At 62.9% G+C, this 12,203-nt stretch carries 9 protein-coding genes; 6 read left to right on the top strand and 3 right to left on the bottom strand.

The genetic code is table 11. From position 1 onward, the window contains the following. The first annotated feature begins 59 nt into the window (after positions 1 to 59). From SR908_RS02370 to trpC, 3 genes are read left to right on the top strand one after another with little or no spacing between them, the layout of a single operon-like run. Positions 60 to 647 (top strand): anthranilate synthase component II, encoded by a 588-nt coding sequence (locus SR908_RS02370; RefSeq protein WP_097023033.1) that lies wholly within the window; start codon positions 60 to 62, stop codon positions 645 to 647. A 13-nt stretch (positions 648 to 660) separates the two neighbouring features. Next, a complete protein-coding gene (gene trpD, locus SR908_RS02365; protein ID WP_246924610.1) occupies positions 661 to 1,692 on the top strand; it encodes an anthranilate phosphoribosyltransferase in 1,032 nt (343 codons plus the stop codon). After that, positions 1,692 to 2,504 (top strand): indole-3-glycerol phosphate synthase TrpC, encoded by an 813-nt coding sequence (gene trpC, locus SR908_RS02360; RefSeq protein ID WP_246924608.1) that lies wholly within the window; start codon positions 1,692 to 1,694, stop codon positions 2,502 to 2,504. Before trpD ends, trpC begins: the two co-directional genes overlap by 1 nt. 89 nt (positions 2,505 to 2,593) lie before the next feature. On the opposite strand, the gene SR908_RS02355 is transcribed toward trpC, so the two are convergent. From SR908_RS02355 to SR908_RS02345, 3 genes are all read right to left on the bottom strand, one after another. Then, entirely contained in the window at positions 2,594 to 4,393 is a 1,800-nt protein-coding gene (locus SR908_RS02355; RefSeq protein WP_246924605.1) for a cation:proton antiporter, read from the bottom strand. Positions 4,394 to 4,546: 153 nt separating this feature from the next. Further along, entirely contained in the window at positions 4,547 to 4,747 is a 201-nt protein-coding gene (locus SR908_RS02350; protein WP_040241963.1) for a DUF2905 domain-containing protein, read from the bottom strand. A gap of 11 nt (positions 4,748 to 4,758) precedes the next feature. Continuing rightward, positions 4,759 to 7,926: an FAD-binding and (Fe-S)-binding domain-containing protein gene (locus SR908_RS02345; protein ID WP_246924603.1), complete on the bottom strand. Its 3,168-nt coding sequence runs from the start codon at positions 7,924 to 7,926 to the stop codon at positions 4,759 to 4,761. 225 nt (positions 7,927 to 8,151) lie between these two features. Here SR908_RS02345 and serS point away from each other — a divergent pair, with 225 nt between their 5' ends. From serS to urtA, 3 genes are all read left to right on the top strand, one after another. Then, on the top strand, positions 8,152 to 9,429 hold the full coding sequence (gene serS / locus SR908_RS02340; protein WP_246924599.1) for a serine--tRNA ligase: 1,278 nt from the start codon (positions 8,152 to 8,154) through the stop codon (positions 9,427 to 9,429). 154 nt (positions 9,430 to 9,583) lie between these two features. Beyond that, on the top strand, positions 9,584 to 10,456 hold the full coding sequence (gene cobA, locus SR908_RS02335) for a uroporphyrinogen-III C-methyltransferase (RefSeq protein ID WP_246924596.1): 873 nt from the start codon (positions 9,584 to 9,586) through the stop codon (positions 10,454 to 10,456). A gap of 396 nt (positions 10,457 to 10,852) precedes the next feature. Then, positions 10,853 to 12,103 (top strand): urea ABC transporter substrate-binding protein, encoded by a 1,251-nt coding sequence (gene urtA / locus SR908_RS02330; RefSeq protein WP_245846402.1) that lies wholly within the window; start codon positions 10,853 to 10,855, stop codon positions 12,101 to 12,103. Positions 12,104 to 12,203 lie beyond the last annotated feature (100 nt).

Here is a 12,203-nt window from a genome sequence, read left to right as displayed (position 1 = left end):
AATCTGCGTTATCAAGAGCTCATGCCAAAGAACTTAATGAGAAACAGGACTTTATCACCATGTCCGTGCTGATGATCGACAATTACGACAGCTTTACCTACAACGTCGTGCAGTATCTGGCGGAGCTGGGGGCCGAGGTCGTTACCTACCGCAACGACGCTATCACCCTGGAGGAGATCGAACGCCTTGCGCCGAGTCACCTGGTGATCTCGCCGGGGCCGTGCACGCCCAATGAGGCGGGTATTTCGCTCGAGGCCGTGCGCCATTTCGCCGGCAAGTTGCCGATCCTGGGCATCTGTCTGGGACATCAGGCCATTGGCCAGGTCTTCGGCGGCGAGGTGGTGCGGGCACCGCAGGTCATGCATGGCAAGACCTCGCGGGTGGAGCACGATGGTCGTGGCGTGTTCGACGGCTTGGCCAACCCGCTCGAGGTGACGCGCTATCACTCGTTGGTGGTGGCCGAACAGGGGCTGCCGGAGTGTCTCGAGGTCTCGGCACGCGTCGTGGCCGATGATGTCACGCCCGGTCTGATCATGGGCATGCGCCACAAGACGCTGGATATCGAGGGCGTGCAGTTCCATCCCGAATCGATCATGACCCGTCAGGGCCACGAGCTTCTGGCCAACTTTCTGAAACGCCGCGCGTAACGAGGAGCGAAACATGCAGATGCGAGAAGCCATCGGCGCGGTGATGCGTCGCCGCCACCTGAGCTTCGACGACACCCACGCGGTGATGAAAGCGATCATGACCGGTGAGGCCAGCGATGCCCAGATCGGCGGCTTTCTGATCGGCCTGTCGATGAAGGGCGAGACGGCGGACGAGATCACGGCGGCCGCGCAGGTGATGCGTGAATTGATGCTGCCCGTCGAGGTGGACCGCACGCACCTGGTGGACATCGTCGGCACGGGCGGCGATGGGGCCAACCTGTTCAACGTCTCGACTGCTTCCAGCTTCGTGGTTGCCGCTGCCGGCGGGCGTGTCGCCAAGCACGGCAATCGTAGCGTGTCGTCGTCTTCCGGAAGCGCCGACTTGTTCGACGTGGCGGGTATTTCGCTGGAGCTGCCGCCAAATGAAGTGGCGCGCTGCATTCAGGAAGTCGGGGTCGGCTTTATGTTTGCGCCCCGGCATCACCAGGCCATGCGTCATGCCATCGGCCCGCGTCGCGAAATGGGCGTGCGCACCGTGTTCAACATCCTCGGGCCGCTGACCAATCCTGCCAATACGCCGAATCAGTTATTGGGGGTCTACGATCCCGCGTTGCTGACGATCATGGCGGAAGCCTTGAAGCGACTCGGCAGCGACCATGTGCTGGTCGTCAATGCCGAGGACGGGCTCGACGAGATATCCCTGGCCGCTCCGACGCGCGTGGCCGAGTTGCAGGACGGCGAGATTCGCGAATACACCATCGCGCCGGAGGACTTCGGCATCGAACGCCAGTCGCTGGCGCCGCTGAAAGTAGTGACCGCCGAGGATAGTCTCAAGCTGGTCAAGGCCGCGCTGGTGGGAGACGGCCCGGCGGCGGATATCGTGGCGCTGAATGCGGGGGCCGCGCTTTACGCTGCCGGCGTGGCGGACACGTTGAAAGAGGGCGTGATCCTGGCGCAGGATGCTCAAGGGTCCAAACTGCCGCTGGAGAAGATGAAAGAGCTCGCGGATTTCACGCGTATTCTGGCCCATAAGGACGACCGCTGATGAGCCATGAACACGACACCGGCCTGCCGACGATTCTGGCCAAGATTCTGGCGCGCAAGGACGACGAGATTCGTGAGCGTCGCGCCCGCGTCAGCGAAGCACAGCTTTTGGAACAGGCGCGCCAGCAAGACGCGCCGCGAGGCTTCGTCGCTGCGCTCGAGCGGCGCATTGTGGAGGGCGATCCGGCGGTTATCGCCGAGGTCAAGAAGGCCTCGCCCTCCAGGGGTGTGATTCGCGAGGACTTCCAGCCGGCCCAGGTCGCCAAGGCATATGCCGAGGGCGGTGCCAGTTGCCTCTCGGTGTTGACCGATGGCGATTTCTTTCAGGGCCACGAGCGTGACTTGCAGGCGGCGCGCGAGGCCTGCGCACTGCCGGTGATCCGCAAGGACTTCATCGTTGATGCCTATCAGGTCAGCGAGGCACGTGCCATCGGCGCGGACTGCATCCTGCTGATCGTCGCGGCACTCGACGACGCCCGCCTGAAAGCATTGCACCAACAAGCCCATGAGCTGGGGATGGACGTGCTAGTGGAGATCCACGATGCCCATGAGCTGGAGCGTGCGCTGGCGTTGGATTTGACGCTGGTAGGAATCAACAACCGCGATTTGCGCACCTTCGAGACCTCATTGGCGACGACCTTCGAGCTGCTGCCGCGCATTCCACAGCATGTCACGGTCGTCACCGAGTCGGGAATCCACACGCGCGATGATGTCGAGCACATGCGCGAGCATGACGTGAATGCCTTCCTGGTCGGCGAGGCCTTCATGCGCGAGGCGGACCCGGGCAGTGCCTTACGTCGCCTGTTTTTCTAGACGCGCATTCGCCAGTTTCTTATGCCGTCTCCTATCGGGCCGCCTTGTGCGGCCCGATGGCGTTGGGGGTATTCAGAATTGTGGGGCGTTCAGAATTCGGGGGAGTCAGGATAGATCAAGCTGATCAGGGTATCCCCGGCACGAGGGGTGAGCGGCGCCCGGTCGTTGGCGACCCGTATGCGGCCGTTGGGGCCGATACAGAACAGGGGCAACATGCGATTCTGGTGCGCCAGGCGATAGTCCTCGATGCTGAAGTTGGCGCTCAGCTTGGCCTTGCGTACTTCGCCGCCACGGTAGACCACGCTCGAGAGCTGGGCATATGTCACGTCTTCGCCGAAGACCATGGGCAGGTGATCCAGCGCCTGTTCCTGATGGCGGTGGGCGTGCTTGCTGGTGCCCGCCGCAAGGCGAAAGACTTTGCCGTGCCCCAGTACATGCTCGAAATGCAGGATCGCCAGATTGTTCAATTCACGGTAGGGCGACAGCGGCAGCAGGTGGCCGATACCGGTCAGTTCGAGATGCTGGGTGGCATGCTCGGAGAGCGGGTTGCCGTAGTAGACGGGTAGCCCGGCCATGCGCGCTTCCTGCACGGCGTCCCAACTGTTGTCGGTCAGGCGTACGGTAAAACCGGATTCTTCCAACGCCTTGGCGATGGTGCGGGCCACCGGGTTGGCGCCGATGATCAAAAAGCCGGTGGGCGGCGGTTCGCTGACCTTCAATGCTAGCGCAATGGGGCGCGACAGCAGGCTTTGCACCACGACGGTACTAATGATGACCAGAAAGGTCACCGGTACCAGCATTTCTGCGCCCGGCATGTTCAGGTTGTCGAGCTTGAGGGCGAACAGCGAGGCCACGGCGGCGGCGACGATGCCGCGCGGCGAGAGCCATGCCAGCAGCGCTTTCTCTCGCCAGTTGAGCCGCGTCCCCAGGGTGCAGACCCATACCGCCAGAGGGCGGGCCACGCCCACCAGGACGAGCAGAAACGCCCAGGCCGGCCAGGAGAGTTGCGCGAGCTGATCGACGGTCAAGCGTGCGGCGAGCAGGATGAAAAGCCCCGAGATCAACAGCAGCGAGAGCGTTTCCTTGAACTCGATGATCTGCTGCGTGGGTACGCCGCGCATGTTGGCTAGCCACACGCCCATCACCGTCACGGTCAACAGCCCGGATTCGTGAAAGAGCATGTTGGAGAGCGTGAACAGCGACAGCATGGCCATCAGTGTGCCGAAGCTGTGCAGGCGTTGCGGCAACCAGTGGTGGCGCAGTATACAGCCCCATAGATAGCCGCCGAGACCGCCGAGACCGAAGCCGATCAGGGCCGTCTTGGCGAATAGTACCAGGGTGTAGGTGGCGGCGCCGTTGGAAGCGCCAAGCGCGACGAACTCATACACCAGAACCGCGCCGATGGCCCCCACCGGGTCGATCAGAATGCCTTCCCACCGCAGGATTTGCGAGAGATGCTCGCGGGCGCGCAACGTCTGCAACATGGGCAGTACCACCGTGGGCCCGGTGACCACCAGCACGGCCCCCAGTACGCTAGCCATCTCCCACGATAGCCCTAAGATGAAGCGCGCCGCCACGATGGCGATGATCCCCGTGACCAGCGCGCCCCAGGTCACCAGTCGGCGCACGATGTGGCCATGGCCGCGCAGATCGCCAAAGTCGAGCGTCAGGCTGCCTTCGAACAAGATCACCGCCACTGCCAGCGAGACGAGCGGAAACAGCAGATCGCCGAGCAGCGCATCGGGCTGGAGCAGACCCGTCACGGGGCCCATGACGATACCCACGAGCAAAAGCGGTAGGATCGCCGGCAATTTGAGGCGCCAGGCAAGCCATTGGCAGATCAGCGCGAGCAGGCCGATCAATGTCAGGTCGACGGCAGCGTGCTCCATGGTCGCGCTCCTTGGGGGTGAACGAAAGCGCGAAGCCTAGCGTTGCCTCACGCTAGTTGCAATGCACGGCAAGCGTTAATGATAAATGTGTCGACATCGCGATGCGATGCGCCGTTATGGCGTGTCTCGCTGCACCGTATTGGTGTGCTCGGTTCAGCGATTGAATAGCCACAACAGGGCCGATACGACCACGCTGACCAAGATCATGGTGGTGATCGGAAAATAGAAGGCAAAGCCCTCGCGCTTGATGGCGATATCACCGGGCAGATGCCCGAGCGGCAGCTTGGAAAGCCAAGGCCACAACAAGCCGATGACTACGATGGCCAGGCCAATGAAAATGATCGATCGGGACATCGTCGACACCTTCAAAGTCGGGTGCGTTTGAGTGCTGTCAGCAAGCCCTGTAACGGATGTGGCAGCACGGCATCGGAGAGGCGCTTGGCCTGGCTGCGGCACGAGTAGCCGGTGGCCAGCAGGCGCCCGGTATTGGCGTCGTCCTCGACCGGCGCTCGCCACGAGAGATCGTAGATTTTCTCGGAGGTCTCGCGGTTACGGGCTTCGTGTCCGTAGGTGCCGGACATGCCGCAGCATCCGGTGGCGACACTTTCCAGGTCCAGCCCGAAAGTCGCGAAAACCTGTTGCCAGGCCTTGGTAGCGCCCGGCGCGTTGGTCTTTTCTGTGCAGTGTGTCAGCAACTTGTAGCCAGGATCCTCGATCGCCGGCAGGCCGGTGGGCGGCAGGGCGCGCCCCAGGGACAGCAACCACTCCTGGAGCAGTAGCACCTCGGGGACGGCCTCGGGCCCCAGCGCTTTGACGTACTCCTGACGGTAGGCGAGCGTCATGGCCGGGTCGATGCCCACCAACGGCACGCCGAAGTCGGCGAGCGTCTTGAGACGCTTCGCCTGGGCGCTGGCGGTCTTTTCGAACGCGCCCAGAAAGCCTTGCACGTGTAGCGGTTTGCCGTTGGCGCGGAAGGGCGCCACGAAGACGCGTATATCCAGCCGCGAGAGCAGCTCGACGATATCCATCACCAGCTTGGCCTCGAAGTGGCTGGTGAAAGCATCTTGAACGATGACCACGCTGCGCGTCTTCTGGCGTTCGGTCAACAGGCCCAGCGCAGTGGGCGTGGCCTCGGCGATGCCCCATGCCTGGAGCTGCTTGGCGAGACTCGCCCGAGACAGGCGCGGGGTGTCGACCATGCCTAGCGGCCCGGCGAGCAGGCGTTCTGCCAGGCGTGTGTTCAGCAACGCGTTATACGCCGGCGCCACCGGCTTGAGGTAGGGCACGAAGAATTCCAGCGAGCCGATCAGGTAGTCGCGTGGCGGGCGCAAATAGCGGTTGTGATAGAGCTCCAGGAACTGCGATCGAAACTCGGGGACATTCACCTTGATCGGGCACTGGCCAGCGCAGGACTTGCATGCCAGGCAGCCGGCCATGGCGTCATACACTTCGTGGGAGACATCCTCCTGGCCACGTCGCTTGCGCAGGGTGTTGCGCAGCCGGCGCGGGAAGGCCTTGGTGGCGCCCCAGAGGCCTTCAGTTTGCTTCTGGCGTGATTCTTCGATGACGTCAATGCCGGCTTGGTCCTGCAGGCGCAGCCATTCGCGCATCAAACTGGCGCGCCCCTTGGGCGAGTGGACGCGCTCGCGGGTGGCTTTCCACGAGGGGCACATGGCGTCATTGGGGTCGTAGTTGTAGCAGGCGCCGTTGCCGTTGCAATAGACCGCGCTGGCATGGTGTTGCCAGACGCGCTCGTCGATCTGGCGATCCAACTGGCCGCGCGTGGTGACGCCGTCGATGGTCAAAAGCCCTGGGTCGACCCATGTGACCGGCTCCGCCTCGGCGGCTTCGGGCGAGCCTGAACTAGTGGTGCTATCGGGAGCGGACCGGTGGGCAAGCGGCGTGGCGATCTTGCCGGGATTGAGCTGATTGTGCGGGTCGAATGCCGCCTTGAGGCGCTGCAGGCTGGGATAGAGCTCGCCGAAGAAGCGCGGCGCGTATTCCGAACGCACGCCCTTGCCGTGCTCGCCCCACAACAGGCCGTGATAGCGTTGGGTCAGGGCGGTGACCTGATCGGAAATCTCGCGGATCAGGGCTTCTTGCGCCGGGTCTTTCATGTCGATGGCTGGGCGCACGTGCAATACCCCGGCATCGACGTGGCCGAACATGCCGTATTCCAGTCCGTGGGCGTCGAGCAGGGCGCGGAACTCGGCGATGTAGTCGGCCAGATGCTCAGGCGGTACGGCGGTATCCTCGACGAAAGGAATCGGGCGCTTTTCGCCCTTGGCGTTGCCGAGCAGGCCCACTGCGCGCTTGCGCATGGCGTAGACGCGGCCGATCGCCTCGCGGCCTTCGGCTAGGGTATAGCCCAGGCGTTTGACTTGGGTGTCGGTGCCGAGGTGCGTGCAGAAGGCCTCGACGCGTGCCGCCAGGCGTTCTGGGTCGTCGTCGTTGAACTCGATCAGGTTGATACCGTGGATATCCTCGCCCTCGTCGGGGAAGAACTCGGCTACGCCGTCCCAGACGAAGTCCTCCATGGCCAGCGTCAGCACCTTGTCGTCGACCGTCTCGATGGAGGTGGGAAGCGCCTCCGGCTGATCCGATGAAGAGTCACCGCCCATCAACGCCTTGGCATCGCGCAGGGCGTCCATGAAGCCTCGGTAGCGGACGTTGACCAGCGTCGAGTGCTTGGGGATGGGCAGCACGTTGAGCGTCGCCTCGGCAAGGAAGCCCAGTGTCCCTTCCGCGCCGCACAGTACGCTGTTGAGATCGAAGTCGCCGTTGTCACGATAAAGGTGCGCCAGGTCGTAGCCTGTCAGGCAGCGGTTGAGCGGCGGAAACGTGGCCTCGATCAACGCGCCCTGGGTCTCGGCGATCTCGCGCGCGGTGCGGTGCGCGTCGCCGATGCGGTCGTCGCGTGTGCAGGCCTGGTCGAGGGCGTCGGCGTCGAGGGGCTGGCAGTGCAGACGCTCGCCGCCGAGCAGCAGCATGTCCAGCGCCAGTACGTGATCGCGGGTCTTGCCGTATTCGCAGCTGCCCTGGCCGCTGGCATCGGTGGAGATCATGCCACCAATGGTCGCGCGGTTGGAGGTCGACAGGTCCGGGGCGAAGAACAGACCATGCGGCTTGAGGGCAGCGTTGAGCTGATCCTTGACCACGCCGGCCTGGACACGTACACGGCGGTTCTCCACGTCGATTTCGAGGATGTGGTTCATGTGCCGTGACACGTCGACCACCAGGCCATCGGTGAGTGACTGCCCGTTGGTGCCGGTGCCCCCGCCGCGTGGTGCGAGCACGATGGCTTGAAATTCTTCGCGCCCGGCGAGGCGTGCCAGACAGGCGAGATCCTCGGCGTCGCGCGGATACAGCACGGCCTGCGGCAAGCGCTGATAGATGGAATTGTCGGTGGCCAGTACCGTGCGGTTAGCGTAGTCCGGGGCGATCTCGCCACTGAAACCGGCCTGGTCGAGCGCATCGAGAAAGCGCAGATAGGGTGTGGCGGTGCGTTCCGGAGTGTCCAGGGGTGCGATCATGAAGTCTCAAGCCATCGGTCAGCGTCGGGAGGCGGTGTCTATGGCCGTCTGTGCCAGGGCGTCGTCGGGACGACGGTGTCTGGGGCCACTTTACTTCAGCGCGCTGCGTGACGCATCCCGCCAGCAGGGTCGAGAAGGCGGCGAGCGTGGTGAACGGCGTGGCTTTTCCCTACAATGTGGATCTATTCACGTGGCTTCATTATTTCTTTTCGACGGATAAGATCCATGCTCGATCCTAAATTGTTGCGCAGCGACCCGGCATTGGTCGCCGAACGACTGGCCCGTCGCGGCTTTACTCTCGACACGGCGCACCTCGAGACGCTGGAATCGCAGCGCCGCGAGCTGCAGACCGAGACCGAACGACTTCAGAACGAGCGCAACACGCGCTCCAAGGCGATCGGCCAGGCCAAGGCATCGGGCGAAGACATCCAGCCACTGCTCGACGAGGTCAGTGACCTGGGCGAACGCCTCGATGCGGCGAAATCGCGCCTTGCCGACGTGCAGGCGCAGTGGGACGAGTTCGCGGCGGCGCTGCCCAATCTGCCCCACGACAGCGTGCCCCAGGGGCTCGATGAAGCTGATAACGTCGAGCTGCATCGTTGGGGAACACCGGGCACCTTCGACTTCGAAGTGCGCGATCATGTCGATCTGGGCGCAAAGTTCGGCTACCTCGACTTCGAGATGGCGGCCAAGCTGACCGGGTCGCGGTTTGCCGTGATGCGTGGCCCCATCGCGCGGCTGCATCGCGCGCTGGCGCAGTTCATGCTCGACAAGCAGACGCGTGAGCACGGTTACGAGGAATGCTACGTCCCCTATATCGTCAATGACGACTCGCTCACCGGTACGGGGCAGTTGCCCAAGTTCGGCGAGGACCTGTTCAAGCTGGAGGGGGATCATGACTTCTACTTGATTCCCACCGCCGAGGTGCCGTTGACCAACATCGCGCGGGAACAGATCTTCACGCCTGCCGAGCTGCCCCTGAAACTGACCGCCCACACGCCGTGCTTCCGCAGTGAGGCGGGGGCCTATGGGCGTGACACGCGCGGCATGATTCGCCAGCATCAGTTCGACAAGGTCGAGATGGTGCAGATCGTCGATCCGGCGACCAGCTATGACGCCCTGGAGTCTATGCGTGGACACGCCGAGGCGATCCTGCAGGCGCTCGAGCTGCCTTACCGCGTCGTCACGCTGTGTGCCGGCGATATGGGCTTCGGTGCGGCCAAGACCTACGATCTCGAGGTCTGGCTGCCGAGTCAGGAGACGTATCGCGAGATTTCCTCGATTTCCAACTGCGAGGACTTCCAGGCACGGCGGATGCAGGCGCGCATGCGGCATCCCGAGCAGAAGAAGCCGCAGCTGGTGCATACGCTCAACGGCTCCGGCCTGGCGGTGGGGCGTTGCCTGCTGGCGGTGCTCGAGAATTGTCAGCAAGCTGATGGCAGCATCGTGATTCCCGAGGCCCTGCGCGGCCACATGGACGGCGTCGAGCGGATCAACGCTTGATGCGACGCCCGCCATGCCATTGCGCGCCATGGGCAATGGCATGGTCCGCCACTTGGTTATAACCTTCCAACCAGACGTTCCTTCCCCGCAATGCCGGGGAACCGTATCGTTTTGGCTATAAAACCTCGATTTTTGAGTCGAACCGGGAATAACGATGCCTGCTTCTTCGCATGATGTGACATCGCGTTCGTCGCGTCCCCGACGTCTCCATGGCCACGTGGCACTGGTGGGCGCGGGCCCCGGCGATCCGGAGCTGTTGACGCTCAAGGCGCTGCGCTTGCTGCAGGAAGCCGACATGGTGCTGCATGATCGTCTGGTCAGCGACGAGATCATGGCGTTGGCCAATCCCGAGGCGCGGCGACTGTATGTCGGCAAGGCGCGGTCGTCGCACAGCGTGCCTCAGGAAGGCATCAACCAGGCGCTGGTCGACTGGGCGCGTGCCGGACATCGCGTGGTGCGGCTCAAGGGTGGCGACCCATTCATTTTCGGGCGTGGCGGCGAGGAACTGGAAACCCTGGCCCAGGCGGGCATCGCCTTCGAAGTGGTACCGGGCATCACGGCGGCCAGCGGTTGTGCTGCCTATGCGGGCATTCCCTTGACCCACCGCGATCACGCCCAGTCGGTGCGCTTCGTCACCGGGCATCTCAAGAACGGTGGCTGCGATCTTGAATGGCCGACGCTGGCGCGTCCCGGGCAGACGTTGGTGTTCTACATGGGGCTGGGGTCTCTGGCCACCATTCGTCATGAACTGCAAGCGCATGGCATGTCGGGCGACACGCCATTGGCCTTGATCGAACAGGGCACCACGTCGCGGCAGCGGGTGCACGTGGGCACCTTGGAGGCGCTTCCCGAGGGCCTCCTGAAAGCCATCGACACGGGCGATATTCGTCCGCCGACGCTGATCGTGGTCGGCGATGTGGTCTCCCTACACGGCCGACTTGACTGGTTCGAGCCGAGCTCCTCTTCTACCCAGGGCTGGCAAGACGGCAAGCATCCCACGCCGCTGAACAACGCCTCGAGCGCCTGATACCAGGCGCTCGCTAGCCGCTTTGCTTGTGTCCACCCGAGACGCGGGCGCCTTGCCGCCTGTGTTCCCTCTCCCTGTTTTTGCGTGTGTGCACTTTTTTGGTGCTAATGGCGCTATTTCTCCTCCCTTTTGGTGCGTTCGCGGGTCTGTCGTGCGCCATTTAGGTGCGTTCGGTTCGTCTTTGCACCTTTTGTATACGCTGTAAATGATTGTTTTTAATGTGCTTATGGGTGCGTTGCACGAAGTTGGCACATGCCTTGCGAGGTGTCGTGTAGACGCCATCGAGCGTCGTCGCTGGATAACACGACAACAGCGTGTATCGCGCTGAATAACAATCAGATCCGCAAGGAGTCATTCGTGAACAAGATCTCCACTACCACTGCATTGTTGCTGTCAATGGGTATCGCGTTGCCGGCTGCTGCTCAGGAAGACGACACCATCAGGGTCGGCATCCTGCATTCGCTCTCCGGCACCATGGCCATCAGCGAGTCGACGCTGAAAGACGAAATGCTGATGCTCATCGAAGAGCAGAACGAAAAAGGCGGACTGCTGGGCAAGAAGCTCGAGCCCGTGGTGATGGACCCGGCGTCGGATTGGTCCCTTTACGCCGAGCAGGCACGCGACATGCTGACCGGTGACGATCAGGTCGACGTGATTTTCGGCAATTGGACGTCGGCGTCGCGCAAGGCGGTGTTACCGGTAGTCGAGGAAGAAAACGGCCTGCTGTTCTATCCGGTTCAGTATGAGGGCGAGGAATCTTCCGAGAACATCTTCTACACCGGCGCGGCACCCAATCAGCAGGCGATTCCCGCCGTTGACTATCTGAGAAGCCAGGGCGTGGAACGCTGGGCGTTGCTGGGCACGGACTATGTCTACCCGCGTACCACTAACAAGATTCTCGAGGCGTATCTCAAGGACCATGGCGTCGCTGACGAAGATATCATGGTCAATTACACGCCGTTCGGGTTCAGCAACTGGCAGTCGATCGTCTCCGACGTGGCCGACTTCGGCAGCCAGGGCAAGAAGACCGCCGTGGTTTCGACCATCAATGGCGATGCCAACGTGCCGTTCTACACCGAGCTTTCCAATCAGGGTGTCAGCGCTTCCGACATCCCGGTCGTCGCCTTCTCGGTGGGCGAGCAGGAGCTCAGCGGGATCGATACTGGGCCGTTGGTGGGGCACATGGCGGCCTGGAACTACTTCATGAGCGTCGATAGCGATGCCAACTACGACTTCATCGACAATTGGGTCGAGTACACCGATGACGAGACCGCCGTTACCAACGATCCCATGGAAGCGCATTACATTGGCTTCAACATGTGGCTGGAAGCGGTGCGTGAAGCCGGCACGGCGGACGTGGACGCAGTGAAGGATTCCATCATCGGGGTCACGGTGCCCAACCTCTCCGGCGGTTCCTCGGCGATGATGCCCAACCACCACATCACCAAGCCGGTGATGATCGGCGAGATCCAGGATGACGGCCAGTTCAGCGTGGTCTGGGAAACCTCGGGCAATGTCGCGGGCGATGCCTGGTCCGACTATCTCCCCGAATCGAAGAACCTGATCAGCGATTGGCGCGCGCCGCTGCGCTGCGGAAAGCTGAACGTCGAGTCGATGACCTGTGAAGACGGCGCCGGCGACGAATAAGAACGTTCGCGGTGGGCGCGCGGCGCTCACCGCTTCCTTCCTGTCAAGGCGCCCGTTGCGGCGGGCGCTCTCGAACCGTGCGCCGCGACTGTAGCGGCGC

Origin of the sequence: Chromohalobacter canadensis (assembly GCF_034479555.1) — a bacterium.
GTDB lineage: Bacteria > Pseudomonadota > Gammaproteobacteria > Pseudomonadales > Halomonadaceae > Chromohalobacter > Chromohalobacter canadensis.
The sequence above is the reverse complement of the archived record's forward strand: the minus strand, read 5'-3'. Positions and strand labels throughout refer to the sequence as shown.